13 protein-coding genes and 4 tRNA genes are annotated in these 17,064 nt (G+C 60.1%); all 17 read right to left on the bottom strand.

What is annotated here, in order from left to right; genetic code table 11:
* Positions 1–52: 52 nt before the first annotated feature.
* The 17 genes from rpsL to birA all read right to left on the bottom strand — a co-directional run bounded on the left by rpsL (position 53) and on the right by birA (position 16,704).
* On the bottom strand, positions 53–424 hold the full coding sequence (rpsL, locus tag IB232_RS22830) for a 30S ribosomal protein S12 (protein WP_021217014.1): 372 nt from the start codon (positions 422–424) through the stop codon (positions 53–55).
* A 156-nt stretch (positions 425–580) separates the two neighbouring features.
* Positions 581–4,780: a DNA-directed RNA polymerase subunit beta' gene (gene rpoC, locus IB232_RS22825; protein ID WP_192400830.1), complete on the bottom strand. Its 4,200-nt coding sequence runs from the start codon at positions 4,778–4,780 to the stop codon at positions 581–583.
* Between the two features lie 56 nt (positions 4,781–4,836).
* A complete protein-coding gene (gene rpoB, locus IB232_RS22820) occupies positions 4,837–8,910 on the bottom strand; it encodes a DNA-directed RNA polymerase subunit beta (protein ID WP_192400829.1) in 4,074 nt (1,357 codons plus the stop codon).
* Between the two features lie 220 nt (positions 8,911–9,130).
* A complete protein-coding gene (rplL, locus tag IB232_RS22815; RefSeq protein WP_043310286.1) occupies positions 9,131–9,499 on the bottom strand; it encodes a 50S ribosomal protein L7/L12 in 369 nt (122 codons plus the stop codon).
* A gap of 77 nt (positions 9,500–9,576) precedes the next feature.
* Entirely contained in the window at positions 9,577–10,077 is a 501-nt protein-coding gene (gene rplJ, locus IB232_RS22810; RefSeq protein WP_192400828.1) for a 50S ribosomal protein L10, read from the bottom strand.
* 214 nt (positions 10,078–10,291) lie between these two features.
* Complete coding sequence (gene rplA / locus IB232_RS22805; protein ID WP_192400827.1) at positions 10,292–10,987, bottom strand: 50S ribosomal protein L1; 696 nt, start codon at positions 10,985–10,987, stop codon at positions 10,292–10,294.
* A complete protein-coding gene (gene rplK, locus IB232_RS22800; protein WP_004373444.1) occupies positions 10,987–11,418 on the bottom strand; it encodes a 50S ribosomal protein L11 in 432 nt (143 codons plus the stop codon). The genes rplA and rplK overlap by 1 nt, the downstream gene beginning before the upstream one ends.
* A 118-nt stretch (positions 11,419–11,536) precedes the next feature.
* Positions 11,537–12,070: a transcription termination/antitermination protein NusG gene (gene nusG / locus IB232_RS22795; RefSeq protein WP_021702718.1), complete on the bottom strand. Its 534-nt coding sequence runs from the start codon at positions 12,068–12,070 to the stop codon at positions 11,537–11,539.
* 9 nt (positions 12,071–12,079) lie between these two features.
* Positions 12,080–12,448: a preprotein translocase subunit SecE gene (gene secE, locus IB232_RS22790; RefSeq protein ID WP_137975133.1), complete on the bottom strand. Its 369-nt coding sequence runs from the start codon at positions 12,446–12,448 to the stop codon at positions 12,080–12,082.
* Positions 12,449–12,497: 49 nt separating this feature from the next.
* A tRNA-Trp gene (locus IB232_RS22785) sits at positions 12,498–12,573 on the bottom strand.
* Positions 12,574–12,627: 54 nt separating this feature from the next.
* On the bottom strand, positions 12,628–13,821 hold the full coding sequence (gene tuf, locus IB232_RS22780) for an elongation factor Tu (protein ID WP_192400826.1): 1,194 nt from the start codon (positions 13,819–13,821) through the stop codon (positions 12,628–12,630).
* An 84-nt stretch (positions 13,822–13,905) separates the two neighbouring features.
* Positions 13,906–13,981: transfer RNA gene (locus IB232_RS22775), tRNA-Thr, on the bottom strand.
* 26 nt (positions 13,982–14,007) lie between these two features.
* A tRNA-Gly gene (locus tag IB232_RS22770) sits at positions 14,008–14,081 on the bottom strand.
* A 25-nt stretch (positions 14,082–14,106) separates the two neighbouring features.
* Positions 14,107–14,191, bottom strand: a tRNA-Tyr gene (locus IB232_RS22765).
* A 131-nt stretch (positions 14,192–14,322) separates the two neighbouring features.
* On the bottom strand, positions 14,323–14,997 hold the full coding sequence (locus IB232_RS22760; RefSeq protein ID WP_192400825.1) for an SPOR domain-containing protein: 675 nt from the start codon (positions 14,995–14,997) through the stop codon (positions 14,323–14,325).
* The gene (locus tag IB232_RS22755; protein WP_192400824.1) at positions 14,997–15,749 is read right to left on the bottom strand and encodes a pantothenate kinase; all 753 of its coding nucleotides are present in this window, start codon (positions 15,747–15,749) and stop codon (positions 14,997–14,999) included. The genes IB232_RS22760 and IB232_RS22755 overlap by 1 nt, the downstream gene beginning before the upstream one ends.
* Positions 15,739–16,704, bottom strand: coding sequence for a bifunctional biotin--[acetyl-CoA-carboxylase] ligase/biotin operon repressor BirA (gene birA, locus IB232_RS22750; protein WP_192400823.1), 966 nt, complete (start codon positions 16,702–16,704; stop codon positions 15,739–15,741). The genes IB232_RS22755 and birA overlap by 11 nt, the downstream gene beginning before the upstream one ends.
* Positions 16,705–17,064: the final 360 nt, after the last annotated feature.

The following is a 17,064-nucleotide window of genomic DNA, read 5'->3' as shown; positions in this document are numbered from 1 at the left end:
ACGCCCGACCTTACTCTTATCGACTCAATAAATAGAAAAATGGCGAACCGAATTACTTCGGACGCTTGGTACCGTACTTCGAGCGACCCTGCTTACGGTCTTTGACACCGGTGGTGTCCAGCGAACCGCGAACAGTGTGGTAGCGCACACCCGGAAGGTCTTTTACACGACCGCCACGGATCAGCACGACGCTGTGCTCTTGCAGGTTGTGACCTTCACCACCGATGTAGGAGGTGACTTCAAAACCGTTGGTCAGACGAACACGGCACACCTTACGCAGTGCGGAGTTCGGTTTCTTCGGCGTGGTGGTGTACACACGAGTGCACACGCCACGACGCTGCGGGCAGTTCTGCAGCGCAGGCACGTCGCTCTTCTCGACGATGCGCTTGCGCGGCTGGCGTACCAGCTGGTTGATAGTTGCCATCTATAAGCTCCACTGTTGTCTTTCGACGCTATTGCCCTAAAGCAAAATGGCAGAGCTAGTCGCCCTGCCAAATTTAGGGGTGCATGAGTCTAAAGAGACGCACGCCCCCAGTCAAGACAAGGCCCCGGGCGATTGCTCACCCGGGGCCCTATCCGATCAGTTGCCGCTGGAGTTCAGCGCTTCGGTCAGAGCCGCTTCGACCTCACTCGCGCTCACGCGCTGAGGCTTGTCGGCATCACGACGACGCTTACGCTCGCTGTGGTAGGCCAGACCGGTACCGGCCGGGATCAGACGACCCACAACGACGTTCTCCTTCAGGCCGCGCAGGTAGTCGCGCTTGCCGGTCACGGCCGCTTCGGTCAGCACGCGGGTGGTCTCCTGGAAGGAAGCCGCGGAGATGAACGATTCGGTGGACAGCGACGCCTTGGTGATACCCAGCAGCACGCGCTCGAACTTGGCGATGAACTTGTCGTCTGCCGCCAGTTGCTCGTTCTCGCCCAGGACGTGGGTCAGTTCCATCTGGTCGCCCTTGATGAAGCTGGAGTCGCCGGATTCGCTGATCTCAACCTTACGCAGCATCTGACGCAGAATGGTCTCGATGTGCTTGTCGTTGATCTTCACGCCCTGCAGACGGTAAACGTCCTGGATCTCGTTGACGATGTACTTGGCCAGCGCGCTGACGCCCAGCAGACGCAGGATGTCGTGCGGATCGCTCGGGCCATCGGAGATAACTTCGCCGCGGTTCACTTGTTCGCCTTCGAAGACGTTCAGGTGACGCCACTTCGGAATCAGCTCCTCGTACGGATCGCTGCCATCGGTCGGGGTGATGACCAGACGGCGCTTGCCTTTGGTCTCCTTGCCGAACGAGATGGTGCCGCTGATTTCCGCCAGGATCGACGCCTCTTTCGGACGACGGGCTTCGAACAGGTCGGCAACGCGCGGCAGACCACCGGTGATGTCGCGGGTCTTCGAGGTTTCCTGCGGGATACGGGCGATGACGTCACCGACACCGATCTGCGCACCGTCGGCCACGCCGACCAGGGCGTTGGCCGGCAGGAAGTACTGGGCCGGTACGTCGGTACCCGGCAGCAGCAGCTCCTTGCCATTGGCGTCGACCATCTTCAGCGCCGGGCGGATGTCCTTGCCGGCGGCCGGACGATCCTTCGGATCCAGTACCTCGATGTTGGTCAGACCGGTCAGTTCGTCGGTCTGGCGCTTGATGGTGATGCCCTCCTCCATGCCGACGAAGGTCACGGTACCCTTCATTTCGGTCACGATCGGGTGGGTGTGCGGGTCCCACTTGGCGACGATGGCGCCAGCGTCGACCTTGTCGCCTTCCTTCACGGAAATCACGGCACCGTACGGCAGCTTGTAGCGCTCGCGCTCGCGGCCGAACTCGTCGGCGATGGCCAGCTCACCGGAGCGCGAAACCGCGACCAGGGCGCCATCGGCACGCTCGACGTGCTTCAGGTTGTGCAGACGGATCGCGCCACCGTTCTTCACCTGAACGCTGTCGGCAGCCGAAGTACGGCTGGCAGCACCACCGATGTGGAACGTACGCATGGTCAGCTGGGTACCCGGTTCACCGATGGACTGGGCGGCGATAACGCCGACCGCCTCACCGATGTTGACCTGATGACCACGGGCCAGATCGCGACCGTAGCACTTGGCGCAGATGCCATAGCGGGTTTCGCAGGTGATCGGCGAACGCACGATTACTTCGTCGATGCTGTTGCGCTCGATGAACTCGACCCACTGCTCGTCGACCAGGGTACCGGCCGGAACGATGATTTCATCGCTGCCTGGCTTCGGTACGTCCTTGGCAATTACACGGCCGAGTACGCGCTCACCGAGCGGCTCGACCACGTCGCCACCTTCGATGTGCGGAGTCATCAGCAGACCGTGTTCGGTGCCGCAGTCGACTTCGGTCACAACCAGGTCCTGGGCCACGTCGACCAGACGACGAGTCAGGTAACCGGAGTTCGCGGTCTTCAGTGCGGTATCCGCCAGACCCTTACGAGCACCGTGAGTGGAGATGAAGTACTGCAGTACGTTCAAGCCTTCACGGAAGTTCGCAGTGATCGGCGTTTCGATGATGGAGCCGTCCGGCTTGGCCATCAGGCCACGCATACCGGCCAGCTGGCGGATCTGGGCGGCACTACCACGAGCACCGGAGTCCGCCATCATGTACATGGAGTTGAAGGACTCTTGGTCGACTTCCTTGCCCTCGCGGTCGATGACCTTCTCTTTCGAGAGGTTGGCCATCATCGCCTTGGACACTTCGTCGTTGGCCTTGGACCAGAGGTCGATCACCTTGTTGTACTTCTCGCCCTGGGTAACCAGGCCGGAGGCGTACTGCGATTCGATTTCCTTCACTTCCTCGGTGGCGGCGTCGATGATGCGCGCCTTCTCGTCCGGGATGACGAAGTCGTTCACGCCGATCGACACACCGGAGATGGTCGAGTAGGCGAAACCGGTGTACATCAGCTGGTCGGCGAAGATCACGGTGTCCTTCAGACCAACGGTGCGGTAGCACTGGTTGATCAGACGGGAGATCGCCTTCTTCTTCATCGACTGGTTGACCACGTCATAGGACAGGCCGGCCGGCACGATCTGGAACAGCAGCGCACGGCCGACGGTGGTGTCGACGATGCGGGTGTTCTTGACCAGGCTGCCATCCTTCTGCTTGACGGTCTCGTTGATGCGCACCTTGACCTTGGCGTGCAGGGAGGCCTCGCCGGCGCGGAACACGCGGTCGACTTCCTGCAGGTCGGCGAACACGCGACCTTCGCCCTTGGCGTTGATGGCTTCACGGGTCATGTAGTACAGACCCAGTACCACGTCCTGCGACGGCACGATGATAGGCTCGCCGTTGGCGGGCGACAGCACGTTGTTGGTCGACATCATCAGCGCGCGCGCTTCCAGCTGGGCCTCGAGGGTCAGCGGAACGTGTACGGCCATCTGGTCACCGTCGAAGTCGGCGTTGTACGCGGCGCAGACCAGCGGATGCAGCTGGATGGCTTTACCTTCGATCAGAACCGGCTCGAACGCCTGGATGCCCAGACGGTGCAGGGTCGGTGCGCGGTTGAGCAGCACGGGATGTTCGCGGATGACTTCGGCGAGAACGTCCCAGACCTCTGGCAGTTCGCGCTCGACCATCTTCTTGGCCGCCTTGATGGTGGTGGCCATGCCGCGGGCCTCGAGCTTGCCGAAGATGAACGGCTTGAACAGCTCGAGGGCCATCTTCTTCGGCAGACCGCACTGGTGCAGACGCAGGGTCGGGCCCACGGTGATCACGGAACGACCGGAGTAATCCACGCGCTTACCGAGCAGGTTCTGACGGAAGCGACCTTGCTTACCCTTGATCATGTCGGCCAGGGACTTCAGCGGACGCTTGTTCGAGCCAGTGATGGCGCGACCGCGACGGCCGTTGTCGAGCAGGGCGTCGACCGCTTCCTGCAGCATGCGCTTTTCGTTGCGCACGATGATGTCCGGCGCAGCCAGGTCGAGCAGGCGCTTCAGACGGTTGTTACGGTTGATCACGCGGCGATACAGATCGTTGAGATCGGAAGTCGCGAAGCGGCCGCCATCCAGCGGAACCAGCGGACGCAGGTCCGGCGGCAGTACCGGCAGAACGGTCAGGACCATCCACTCCGGGTGGTTGCCGGAGTCCTTGAAGGCTTCCATCAGCTTCAGGCGCTTGGACAGCTTCTTGATCTTGGTCTCGGAGTTGGTCTGCGGAATCTCTTCACGCAGGCGGCCGATCTCGTGATCCAGGTCGATAGCGTTGAGCAGCTCGCGAACGGCCTCGGCGCCCATGCGCGCGTCGAAGTCGTCACCGAACTCTTCGAGGGCTTCGAAGTACTGCTCGTCGTTCAGCAGCTGGCCCTTTTCCAGGGTGGTCATGCCCGGGTCGATCACCACGTAGCTCTCGAAATAGAGCACGCGCTCAATGTCACGCAGGGTCATGTCCAGCAGCAGGCCGATACGGGACGGCAGGGACTTCAGGAACCAGATGTGGGCGACCGGCGAAGCCAGTTCGATGTGCGCCATGCGCTCACGACGAACCTTGGCCAGGGCCACTTCCACGCCGCACTTCTCGCAGATCACGCCGCGGTGCTTGAGGCGCTTGTACTTACCGCACAGGCACTCGTAGTCCTTGACCGGGCCAAAGATCTTGGCGCAGAACAGGCCGTCACGCTCGGGCTTGAAGGTACGGTAGTTGATGGTTTCCGGTTTTTTCACTTCACCGAAAGACCAGGAGCGGATCATCTCAGGCGAAGCCAGACCGATACGGATCGCATCGAACTCTTCAACCTGACCCTGGTTTTTCAACAGATTCAGCAAGTCTTTCAAGGCCTTTCCTCCTCACGGACCTGCTGCGGCCGACGGTGCGGCCGCAGCAAGGCGTGTTATTCGGTTTCCAGTTCGATGTCGATACCGAGCGAGCGGATCTCTTTGATCAACACGTTGAAGGACTCGGGCATGCCGGCCTCCATGCGGTGATCGCCGTCCACGATGTTCTTGTACATCTTGGTCCGGCCGTTCACGTCGTCCGACTTCACGGTCAGCATTTCCTGCAGGGTGTAGGCGGCGCCGTAGGCTTCCAGTGCCCAGACCTCCATCTCACCGAAGCGCTGACCACCGAACTGCGCCTTACCACCCAGCGGCTGCTGGGTAACCAGGCTGTAGGAACCGGTGGAACGAGCGTGCATCTTGTCGTCGACCAGGTGGTTCAGCTTGAGCATGTACATGTAGCCGACGGTGGTCGGACGCTCGAACTGGTTACCGGTACGACCGTCGAACAGGCGCATCTGGCCGCTTTCCGGCAGATCGGCCAGTTTCAGCATGGCCTTGATCTCGGTTTCCTTGGCACCGTCGAATACCGCGGTAGCCATCGGAACGCCGCCTTTCAGGTTCTTCGCCAACTCAAGGATCTCGGTGTCCGAGAACTCGTTCAGGCTTTCCTGGCGACCGCCGATTTCGTTGTAGATCTCGTTGAGGAACTTGCGCAGCTCGGCGATCTTGCGCTGCTCTTCGAGCATGCGATTGATCTTCTCGCCCAGGCCCTTGGCCGCCAGGCCCAGGTGGGTTTCGAGGATCTGACCGACGTTCATACGCGACGGCACGCCCAGCGGGTTGAGGACGATGTCGACCGGGGTGCCATTGGCATCGTGCGGCATGTCTTCGACCGGCATGATCACGGAGACCACACCCTTGTTACCGTGACGACCGGCCATCTTGTCGCCCGGCTGGATGCGGCGCTTGATGGCGAGGTAGACCTTGACGATCTTCAGCACGCCCGGCGCCAGGTCATCGCCCTGCTGCAGCTTGCGCTTCTTGTCTTCGAACTTGTCGTCGAGCATCTGACGACGATCGCTGATGTAGGCCTGGGCCTTCTCCAGCTGCTCGTTCAGAGCATCGTCGGCCATGCGCAGCTTGAACCACTGGCCACGCTCCAGACCGTCGAGGTACTCGTCGGTGATCGCGGTGCCCTTCTTCAGGCCAGCGCCGCCTTCGGCCTTGGCGCCGACCAGAGCGGAACGCAGACGCTCGAAGGTAGCGCCTTCGACGATGCGGAACTCTTCGTTGAGGTCCTTGCGGATCTCGTCGAGCTGCTGCTTCTCGATGGCCAGGGCGCGGCTGTCGCGCTCCACGCCATCACGGGTGAAGACCTGTACGTCGATGACGGTGCCCTTGGTGCCGGTCGGCACGCGCAGAGAGGTGTCCTTAACGTCGCTGGCCTTCTCACCGAAGATCGCACGCAGCAGTTTCTCTTCCGGAGTCAGCTGAGTCTCGCCTTTCGGAGTGACCTTGCCGACCAGGATGTCGCCGGCCATGACTTCAGCGCCGACGTAGACGATACCGGCTTCGTCCAGCTTGTTCAGCGCAGCCTCACCCACGTTCGGGATGTCCGCGGTGATTTCCTCTGGGCCGAGCTTGGTGTCACGGGCCACACAGGTCAGTTCCTGGATGTGGATCGTGGTGAAACGGTCTTCCTGGACCACGCGCTCGGACAGGCAGATGGAGTCTTCAAAGTTGAAGCCGTTCCACGGCATGAACGCGACGCGCATGTTCTGACCCAGCGCCAGTTCACCCATGTCGGTGGACGGGCCGTCGGCCATGATGTCGCCACGCGCCACCACGTCACCCTTGCTCACCAGCGGGCGCTGGTTGATGCAGGTGTTCTGGTTGGAGCGGGTGTACTTGGTCAGGTTGTAGATGTCGACACCGGCTTCACCGGTTTCCACTTCGTCATCGGCAACACGAACCACGATACGGCTGGCGTCGACGGAGTCGATCACACCGCCACGACGGGCCACGACGCAGACACCGGAGTCACGGGCGACGTTGCGCTCCATGCCGGTACCCACCAGCGGCTTGTCGGCGCGCAGGGTCGGTACAGCCTGACGCTGCATGTTCGAGCCCATCAGTGCACGGTTGGCGTCGTCATGCTCGAGGAACGGAATCAGCGAGGCAGCGACGGACACGACCTGCTTCGGCGATACGTCCATCAGGGTGACGTCTTCCGGCGCCTTGACGGTGAACTCGTTGAGGTGACGCACGTTTACCAGTTCGTCGACCAGTTGGCCCTTGGCGTTCATGGTCGCCGAAGCCTGGGCGATCACGTGATCGGCCTCTTCGATGGCGGACAGGAACACGATCTCGTCGGTGACCTTGGTGTCCTTCACCACGCGGTACGGGCTTTCCAGGAAGCCGTACTGGTTGGTGCGGGCATAGGCGGCCAGGGAGTTGATCAGACCGATGTTCGGACCTTCAGGGGTCTCGATCGGGCACACGCGGCCGTAGTGGGTCGGGTGTACGTCGCGGACTTCGAAGCCGGCGCGCTCACGGGTCAGACCGCCCGGGCCGAGTGCGGAGACGCGACGCTTGTGGGTGATCTCGGAGAGCGGGTTGTTCTGGTCCATGAACTGGGAGAGCTGGCTGGAACCGAAGAACTCTTTCACCGCCGCCGCAACCGGCTTGGCGTTGATCAGGTCTTGCGGCATCAGGCCTTCGCTTTCGGCCATCGACAGACGCTCTTTGACCGCGCGCTCGACGCGGACCAGGCCCACGCGGAATTGGTTCTCGGCCATCTCGCCGACGCAACGTACGCGACGGTTACCCAGGTGGTCGATGTCGTCGACGATGCCCTTGCCGTTACGGATGTCGACCAGGGTCTTCAGCACGTCGACGATGTCTTCTTTGGACAGAACGCCGGAGCCTTCGATCTCGGTGCGACCGATACGACGGTTGAACTTCATGCGGCCGACGGCGGACAGGTCGTAACGCTCGGCGCTGAAGAACAGGTTGTTGAACAGGGTCTCGGCGGCATCCTTGGTTGGCGGCTCGCCAGGGCGCATCATGCGGTAGATCTCGACCAGGGCTTCCAGCTGGTTGCCGGTGGAGTCGATCTTCAGCGTGTCGGAGATGAACGGACCGCAATCGATGTCGTTGGTGTACAGGGTCTCGATGCGGACAACCTGGGCCTTGACGATCTTGGCCAGCAGGTCGGTGGTCATCTCGGTGTTGCACTCGGCAACGATCTCGCCGGTGGCCGGATGCACGATGGCCTTGGCGGTGGTGCGGCCCAGCAGGTAGTCGAGCGGAACTTCCAGCTCTTTGATGCCGGCCTTGTCGATCTGGTTGATGTGGCGCGCGGTGATACGGCGGCCCTGCTCAACGATGACCTTGCCCTTCTCGTCCTTGATGTCGAACGCGGCGATCTCGCCACGCAGACGCTGCGGCACCAGTTCCAGGTTCAGGGTCTCGCCCTTCACGTGGAAGACGTTGGTGTCATAGAAGGTGTCCAGCACTTCCTCGGTGCTGTAGCCCAGGGCGCGCAGCAGGACGGAAGCCGGCAGCTTGCGGCGACGGTCGATACGGACGAACACGGCGTCCTTCGGATCGAACTCGAAGTCCAGCCAGGAACCGCGGTAGGGGATGATACGCGCGGAGTACAGCAGCTTGCCGGAGCTGTGGGTCTTGCCACGGTCGTGGTCGAAGAACACACCCGGGGAGCGGTGCAGCTGGGAGACGATCACACGCTCGGTACCGTTGATGATGAAGGTACCGTTCTCGGTCATGAGCGGAATTTCGCCCATGTACACTTCTTGCTCTTTGATGTCCTTGATCGCTTTGTTCGACGACTCTTTGTCGAAGATGATCAGACGGACTTTGACCCGCAGCGGCACGGCGAAGGTCACGCCACGCAGCACGCACTCTTTGACGTCGAACGCCGGCTCGCCCAGGCGGTAGCCAACGTACTCGAGAGCGGCGTTGCCGGAGTAGCTGATGATCGGGAATACGGACTTGAAGGCCGCATGCAGGCCAACGTCGCGGAACTGCTCCTTGCTCACTCCTTGCTGCAGGAATTCGCGATACGAATCCAGCTGGATGGCCAGGAGATACGGCACATCCATCACGTCCGGCAACTTGCTAAAGTCCTTGCGGATACGTTTTTTCTCAGTGTATGAGTAAGCCATCAGCGTTCCCCAGCTTGGTCACCTGCTTGTTTGGCCGCTGCCGACGGCAACGACCAGAAAATCGTGCAAACCCCTTGGTTTGCGCCGCCCTCGGGCGGGGTTTTCACGCCATGGACAGAGCTCATTCGAACTCCGCCCATAACGGAAAAAGGCCGGTGGCATTAGCCACCAGCCATCAGCCTTTCGCTTAACGCTCGGGCTGTAGACGCAAGGTCGTCGCTTACTTGAGCTCGACTTTGGCGCCAGCTTCTTCCAGCTTCTTCTTGGCGTCTTCAGCAGCTTCCTTGGTCAGGCCTTCGGCGATGACTTGCGGAGCGGTGTCGACTTTCTCTTTGGCTTCTTTCAGACCCAGACCGGTCAGTTCGCGAACAGCCTTGATCACGTTGACTTTCTTGTCGCCGGCTTCGGCCAGAACAACGTTGAACTCGGTTTGCTCTTCAGCAGCGGCAGCAGCCGGGCCAGCAGCAGCAACGGTGGCAGCAGCGGCGGTAACGCCGAACTTCTCTTCCATCGCTTTGATCAGCTCAACAACTTCCAGAACGGTTTTCTGGCCGATGGCTTCGATGATTTGCTCGTTAGTCAGAGACATGACTTAAATCCTGTATTGGGGTGACAGCCTACGCAGCCATCAAATTAAACATATGATTTGAAAGGTACTTCCGCGCCTTAGGCGGCGGCAGATTCTTTCTGGTCGCGAACGGCCGCCAGAGTACGAGCCAGCTTGCTGGTAGCGCCTTGAATCACGCTCATCAGCTGCGAAATGGCTTCGTCGTAGGTCGGCAGAGTTGCCAGTACGTCGATCTGGTTTGCTGCGAGGAACTTGCCCTCGAACGCAGCTGCCTTGATCTCGAACTTGTCGTTACCTTTAGCGAACTCTTTGAACAGACGGGCAGCAGCGCCCGGGTGCTCGTTGGAGAAAGCGATCAAGGTCGGGCCGGCGAAAACGTCGTTGAGGATACTGTAATCAGTATCAGCAACTGCACGCTTGAGCAGGGTGTTACGTACGACTTTCACGTACACACCAGCTTCACGAGCCTCTTTACGGAGTCCGGTCATAGCGCCAACAGTCACACCGCGGGCATCAGCCACAACAGCGGACAGGGCGACTTTGGCAGCCTCGTTGACTTCAGCGACGATGGCCTTCTTGTCTTCGAGTTTAATTGCCACGGGTAAAACTCCTGCTTGTTACCGTTTCACCTGATCGAAACCAGGTGTCGTTTTGGTGTCTGATTCGGTAAGGAACCGGGAGCACCATCTGCGTAGGCTTGTGGAGATCGCTCTCCGGGTTTAAGGCTTGCGCCGCCTACGGTCTTGGATAGCCCCCGCCAGGCAGGGACCCCAATCTTTTCGGGCCGGCGGACAAGTCCGCCAGCCATGTCACTTAGGCTTCCAGGGAAGCCTGATCGATCACCAGACCCGGACCCATGGTGGTGCTCAGAGTCACGCGCTTGACGTACACACCTTTGGAGGTGGACGGCTTCAGACGCTTCAGGTCGGACAGCAGGGCTTCCACGTTCTGCTTCAGCGCGGCGGCTTCGAAGCCGACCTTGCCAACGGAGGTGTGGATGATGCCGTTTTTGTCGGTACGGAAACGCACCTGACCAGCCTTGGCGTTCTTCACGGCGGTAGCGACGTCCGGAGTCACGGTGCCGACTTTCGGGTTCGGCATCAGACCGCGCGGGCCGAGAACCTGACCCAGCTGACCGACGACGCGCATGGCGTCCGGCGAGGCGATGACCACGTCGTAGTTCAGGTCGCCGGCTTTCATTTCGGCAGCCAGTTCGTCCATACCGACCTTGTCAGCGCCAGCAGCCAGAGCGGCTTCAGCGCCCGGACCCTGGGTGAACACGGCAACGCGGACCGTCTTGCCAGTGCCGTTCGGCAGCACGGTGGCGCCACGCACGACCTGGTCGGATTTACGCGGGTCTACACCCAGGTTCACGGAGACGTCGAAGGACTCGGTGAACTTGACGGTGGACAGCTCGGCCAGCAGCTTGGCGGCCTCTTCGAAGTTGTAAGCCTTGCCGGCTTCGACCTTCTCGGCGATAGCCTTCTGACGCTTGGTTACCTTAGCCATTACACACCCTCCACGTTCAGGCCCATGCTACGAGCGGAGCCGGCGATGGTACGCACGGCCGCATCCAGGTCAGCGGCGGTCAGATCGGCCTGCTTGGTCTTGGCGATCTCTTCCAGCTGAGCACGGGTAACGGTGCCAACTTTGACGGTGTTCGGGCGAGCGGAACCGCTGGTCAGGCCGGCGGCCTTCTTCAGCAGAACCGAAGCCGGGGTGCTTTTGGTTTCAAAGGTGAAGCTGCGGTCGCTGTAAACGGTGATGATCACAGGAGTCGGCAGACCAGGTTCCATGCCCTGGGTCTTGGCGTTGAACGCCTTGCAGAATTCCATGATGTTCACGCCGTGCTGACCCAGAGCAGGGCCGACGGGTGGCGACGGGTTGGCCTGGCCGGCCTTTACTTGCAGCTTGATGTAAGCCTGAATCTTCTTAGCCATGAGCTACTCCAATATCGGGTCAGACGCCTCGCTGAGGCTCCCCGGTTAGTACGCATTTATCCCAGTGACGACAAAACCCCACAGCCAGCGGCTGCGGGGTTCGGGATGCATTGTCCAGTTATGCCTTCTCGACCTGACTGAACTCCAGCTCCACCGGCGTGGAGCGACCGAAAATAAGCACGGCCACCTGGATCCGGCTCTTCTCGTAGTTAACTTCTTCGACGACGCCATTGAAGTCGGCGAACGGACCGTCGATGACGCGAACAGTCTCGCCCGGCTCGAACAGAGTCTTCGGCTTCGGCTTGTCACCACTATCGGCAACACGACGCAGGATGGCGTCGGCTTCTTTCTCGGTGATCGGCGCCGGCTTGTCGGCAGTACCACCAATGAAGCCCATGACGCGAGGCGTGTCCTTGATCAGGTGCCAAGTCGCCTCATTCATTTCCATCTGAACCAGCACATAACCAGGGAAGAATTTCCGCTCGCTCTTGCGCTTCTGGCCGTTACGCATCTCCACCACTTCTTCGGTGGGGACCAGAATCTCGCCGAACTCGTCTTCCATGCCAGCCAGCTTGACGCGCTCGATCAGCGAGCGCATGACATGCTTCTCGTAACCCGAGTAAGCATGCACAACGTACCAACGCTTAGCCACGGGACACCCTTAACCGACAATCAACGAAACAAGCCAGCCCAGCAGGCTATCCAAGCCCCACAGGACCAGCGACATCACCAGAACCACGGCAACCACGATCAGAGTGGTTTGCGTGGTTTCCTGGCGGGTCGGCCAGACAACCTTGCGAATCTCGATGCGCGCTTCTTTTGCCAGAGCAAAGAACGCCTGACCTTTCGCGGTCTGCAGCGCGACGAAACCGACCACTACGGCCAGAGCCAGCAGCGCCAGCACGCGATACAGAAGCGGTTCGGCCGAGAAATACTGATTGCCGACAACACCTGCGACGACCAGAGCAGCCACTACAAGCCACTTCAGCGCGTCAAAGCGGGAGTCTTTAGCTTCAGCTTTGGCATTCATGAGAAAACCCTGTCGAAAGAAACGCCAGATCCACTTTTATCCAGGAATCTGGCAGGCCAGGAGGGAATCGAACCCCCAACCTGCGGTTTTGGAGACCGCCGCTCTGCCAATTGAGCTACTGGCCTAAAATCGAAGTAAGGCCGACCATTATGCCGACCTTACCAAGGCAGATCAACCGATTACTCGATGACTTTGGCAACCACGCCGGCACCAACGGTACGACCGCCTTCGCGAATTGCGAAACGCAGGCCGTCGTCCATGGCGATCGGCTTGATCAGGGTGACAACCATTTTGATGTTGTCGCCCGGCATTACCATCTCAACGCCTTCCGGCAGTTCGCACGAACCGGTTACGTCGGTGGTACGGAAGTAGAACTGCGGACGGTAGCCCTTGAAGAACGGGGTGTGACGACCACCTTCTTCTTTGGACAGAACGTACACTTCAGCTTCGAACTTGGTGTGCGGCTTGATGGTGCCCGGCTTGGCCAGAACCTGACCACGCTCTACGTCGTCACGCTTGGTGCCGCGCAGCAGAACGCCGCAGTTCTCGCCAGCACGACCTTCGTCGAGCAGCTTGCGGAACATCTCAACGCCGGTGCAGGTGGTCTTGGTGGTATCACGCAGACCAACGATCTCGATTTCTTCCTGGATCTTGACGATGCCGCGCTCAACACGACCGGTTACCACGGTACAGCGGCCGGAGATGGAGAACACGTCTTCGATCGGCATCAGGAACGGCATGTCGATGGCACGAACCGGCTCAGGGATGTAGGCATCCAGAGTCTCGACCAGCTTCTTAACAGCGCTGGTACCCATTTCGTTGTCGTCTTGGCCGTTCAGAGCCATCAGAGCGGAACCGATGATGATCGGAGTGTCGTCGCCCGGGAAGTCGTAGGTGGACAGCAGGTCACGAACTTCCATCTCAACCAGTTCCAGCAGCTCAGCGTCGTCCACCATGTCAGCCTTGTTCAGGAAGACAACGATGTAAGGAACGCCTACCTGGCGGGACAGCAGGATGTGCTCACGGGTTTGCGGCATCGGGCCATCGGCGGCCGAGCAAACCAGGATCGCGCCGTCCATCTGGGCAGCACCGGTGATCATGTTCTTCACGTAGTCGGCGTGACCCGGGCAGTCAACGTGCGCGTAGTGGCGAACGGCCGAGTCGTACTCAACGTGAGCAGTGTTGATGGTGATACCGCGAGCCTTCTCTTCCGGAGCGGAGTCGATCTTGTCGAAGTCGACCTTGGCCGAACCGAACACTTCGGAGCAGACGCGGGTCAGAGCAGCGGTCAGAGTGGTTTTACCGTGGTCAACGTGACCGATGGTGCCAACGTTGACGTGCGGTTTGTTACGTTCAAATTTTTCCTTAGCCATCTGACCCGTCTCCGAACAAGGAATTGAGAACTGACACTGCCATTAAAACAAAGGCAGATATCTGCATATCTGCCTTTGTTGAAGTGGAGCTCATGAGCGGATTTGAACCGCTGACCTCACCCTTACCAAGGGTGTGCTCTACCAACTGAGCTACATGAGCGAAACACTTTGCATGAACAACAAACTTGGAGCGGGCAGCGGGAATCGAACCCGCATCATCAGCTTGGAAGGCTGAGGTTCTACCACTAAACTATGCCCGCGGAGCTTGTGGCTCTCGCTTAAATCTGGTGGAGGGGGAAGGATTCGAACCTTCGAAGTCTATGACGTCAGATTTACAGTCTGATCCCTTTGGCCGCTCGGGAACCCCTCCAAAGTGAGGCGGCATTCTCTTCTCATGCCACCCTGCTGTCAAGCATTTCCTCAATAAAAACTTGAGGTTAGCACTCTTTGACAACAGCCCCGCAAGGCGACCCTCGCAAAGCGGGCGCCATTCTATGCAAACTACTGGGCAGTTGCAACGCTTTCACACGGCATTATTTGGTGCTGCAAATCTTTGAAGTCCGAGGCCAGCTGCTGGAGGACATCATCGGCCAGGCGGCGACTCTCCGGAGCGACTCGCACCCAGAAGCTGCGCTGCGCTCGCGGCAGCTCGCGCAGCATCGGCTCGTAGCCAGCATCACGCAGGCGCTGCATCACGCTCTCCGCGGAATCGCTGCGCGGGAAAATCCCCAGTGAAATGCCGTTGGCCAAATCGCCTTGAGTGATGATGTAGCTGTCGATCTTGCGCGCCTGCAACTCCTTCAACTGGCGCAACGAGGCCTGGCGAGAAGCCAGCGGAGCCAGGTAGACCCAATAGTCCAACCCTGCCGCAGCATCCACCGCGCGCACCTGAGCCTCAATATCCAGAGCAATAAGGCGCTGCTCGATCTGGCGGGCAGCATCCTCGCCCTGGAAGCTCCCCAGGAAAAGGCAGGTTTCATCCACACCGGAAGACGACTGCGCAAGTTCCGGGCGCGTCTTCGCACGGTCGGCAGCGTCCAGCAGGCGAATACCCTGACGCTCGCCTTTATAAAGCGCCATCGGCTCTACTTCCTTGACCCGCAAAGGCGCCTGCTGCTGATGCCAGACGTAATAGAAAAGGTTAAGAACCAGCAGGAGCAAGAAGAACCAACGCATCAGGCAATCTCCACCGACAGAGGACAAGCCTGAGCCAAGCCGACGAATACAAGGTCAGACACTTGCCGCGCCTGCGGCAACACCTCACTCACCAAGCCAGCATCGCCTCCCGTGAGATAAACACCAAAAGTCTCTCCGAGCAACTCACGAGCAAGCTCGACCTGAGTCAGGACAAAGCCACGCAGCATCAGCGCACAGCCACGCTCTACAGCTTCGACCGTGACCCTTCCCGGCTGCAGGCTGTGCACCGCCGCCTCGGCCGCAGCATCGTCGTAACGAATACGGCGCGTATGAGTTCGCAGCTGATTGCGCATCAGCGGAAGACCGGGACAGATGTAACCGCCGAGGTGCTCGCCATGAGCCGTCACGAAATCAGAGGTGACCGCCGTCCCAAGATCCAGCACCAGGCAAGCACCCCGCTCCAGCTGATACGCGCCGACCACGGCGAGCCAGCGATCCAGCCCCAGCCGCGCATAATCGTCATAGCCGTTACGTACCCCCGCGAGCTGCAAGGCAGGCTGAGCGCAAAGCACCTCGACCCCGAACTCCGCCTTGAGCGCATCCGTAAGCGATGAAGTTTCCGCATCGCTGCGAACGCTGACCAACCGGCAACCCAGTAGCGACAGGCCAGCGACACCGCGCAGCGCCTCGAGCAAGCGTTCGTCGGAGTCAACGACGCCGCCATGCATCCGCCCCTCGCCTTGAACTCGCCACTTGATCAGGCTATTCCCGCAGTCCAGCTCAAGAATCATCACGCAACCTCAGACTAAGCTCGCCACCACTGAATTGCCGCTCTTGCCCCGCAATATCCAGGCGCAGCGATCCGACCCGATCAACTCCAAGGACGCGACCATCGATACGCTGAGGCCCCGCCAACAAGCTGACCTCCCGCCCCTGCCAGAGATGGCCCATTTCCCACTCCTCGCGTAAAGCCGCGAAGCCGTCTCGCCCATGCAAATCCAGGTAATGGCGCAGCCAGCGACCCAGCACCAACACAAGCTCAGTGCGATCAACCACGCAGCCAAGCTGCTCGCGCAGCGAAGTCCAAGGCTGATCGATCAGCGTCGAGATGCCAGGCAACATATTCACATTGATACCAATGCCGATCACCACCTGACATGCGCCCGCAGGGTCTCCTGCAAGTTCGAGCAGCACTCCGGCAATTTTTCGCCCCGACACCAGCAGATCGTTCGGCCACTTGAGCCCGACACTGGCGCAGCCAACCTCTTGCAGAGTCCGCAGCACAGCCAAGCCAACCGACAGGCTCAAGCCATCGAGAGGAAAGGTCGATCCTTCCAGACGCAGCCCGAGACTGTAATAGATGTTCTCGCCGAATGGGCTGACCCAGGTACGCCCCCGACGACCGCGACCACTTTCCTGTTTCTCAGCCACTACCAGGAGTGGGGCTTTAGCAGAGGCCGCCAGACGGCGCAGCACTTCGGCATTGGTGGAGTCGATCGATTCAGTTACCTGGGCTTTCCAGCCAACACCACTAGAAGCAGCAAGGATCACCTCTTCATCCAACAACGAAAGCGGCGAGGCCAGACGGTATCCCCGCCCGCGCACCCTATGCACCTGCAGACCAAGTGCAGCCTCTAGATGCTGCAGGCGCTTCCAGACAGCGGCACGACTGACCCCCAGCAGCGCCCCGATGGACTCGCCGGAATGAAACTGGCCATCCTGTAGCAGCCGCAATACTTCCCGCATCAAAAGAACGCTCGGATAAAGAGGCAGGCATCATAACGATGCGACATTGAAATGCCTAGAAATGCCAACACCTCAGCAAGCCAGCGGCCATCAGCACCGTGGGCGCCTAACTTCTCAGACGCGCAGAAACGCAAAAGCCACCGTTAGGTGGCTTTTACTGCGCGCAGTCTACCCTGACTCAACTCGGCCTGAACGCTGCCCCGCTTTCGCTACTGCGCATTGCGCGGACAGCCGAATATTTTCTTGCGCACAAAAGCCAAACCCCCACCCGCTTACGCGGATGGGGGTTTGGGGATAGGAGCTTGACGATGACCTACTCTCACATGGGGAAACCCCACACTACCATCGGCGATGCGTCGT

It is taken from the genome of Pseudomonas sp. PDM15, assembly GCF_014851565.1.
GTDB lineage: Bacteria > Pseudomonadota > Gammaproteobacteria > Pseudomonadales > Pseudomonadaceae > Aquipseudomonas.
The sequence above is the reverse complement of the archived record's forward strand: the minus strand, read 5'-3'. Positions and strand labels throughout refer to the sequence as shown.

Bases quoted from the DNA above. Each gene is read 5' to 3' on its own strand.
- rpoB (WP_192400829.1), bottom strand. From the start codon at position 8,910: ATGGCTTACTCATACACTGAGAAAAAACGTATCCGCAAGGACTTTAGC.
- rplK (WP_004373444.1), bottom strand. From the start codon at position 11,418: ATGGCTAAGAAGATTCAGGCTTACATCAAGCTGCAAGTAAAGGCCGGC.
- rpsL (WP_021217014.1), bottom strand. From the start codon at position 424: ATGGCAACTATCAACCAGCTGGTACGCCAGCCGCGCAAGCGCATCGTC.
- IB232_RS22760 (WP_192400825.1), bottom strand. From the start codon at position 14,997: ATGCGTTGGTTCTTCTTGCTCCTGCTGGTTCTTAACCTTTTCTATTAC.
- secE (WP_137975133.1), bottom strand. From the start codon at position 12,448: ATGAATGCCAAAGCTGAAGCTAAAGACTCCCGCTTTGACGCGCTGAAG.
- birA (WP_192400823.1), bottom strand. From the start codon at position 16,704: ATGCGGGAAGTATTGCGGCTGCTACAGGATGGCCAGTTTCATTCCGGC.
- tuf (WP_192400826.1), bottom strand. From the start codon at position 13,821: ATGGCTAAGGAAAAATTTGAACGTAACAAACCGCACGTCAACGTTGGC.
- rplL (WP_043310286.1), bottom strand. From the start codon at position 9,499: ATGTCTCTGACTAACGAGCAAATCATCGAAGCCATCGGCCAGAAAACC.
- rplA (WP_192400827.1), bottom strand. From the start codon at position 10,987: ATGGCTAAGGTAACCAAGCGTCAGAAGGCTATCGCCGAGAAGGTCGAA.
- IB232_RS22755 (WP_192400824.1), bottom strand. From the start codon at position 15,749: ATGATTCTTGAGCTGGACTGCGGGAATAGCCTGATCAAGTGGCGAGTT.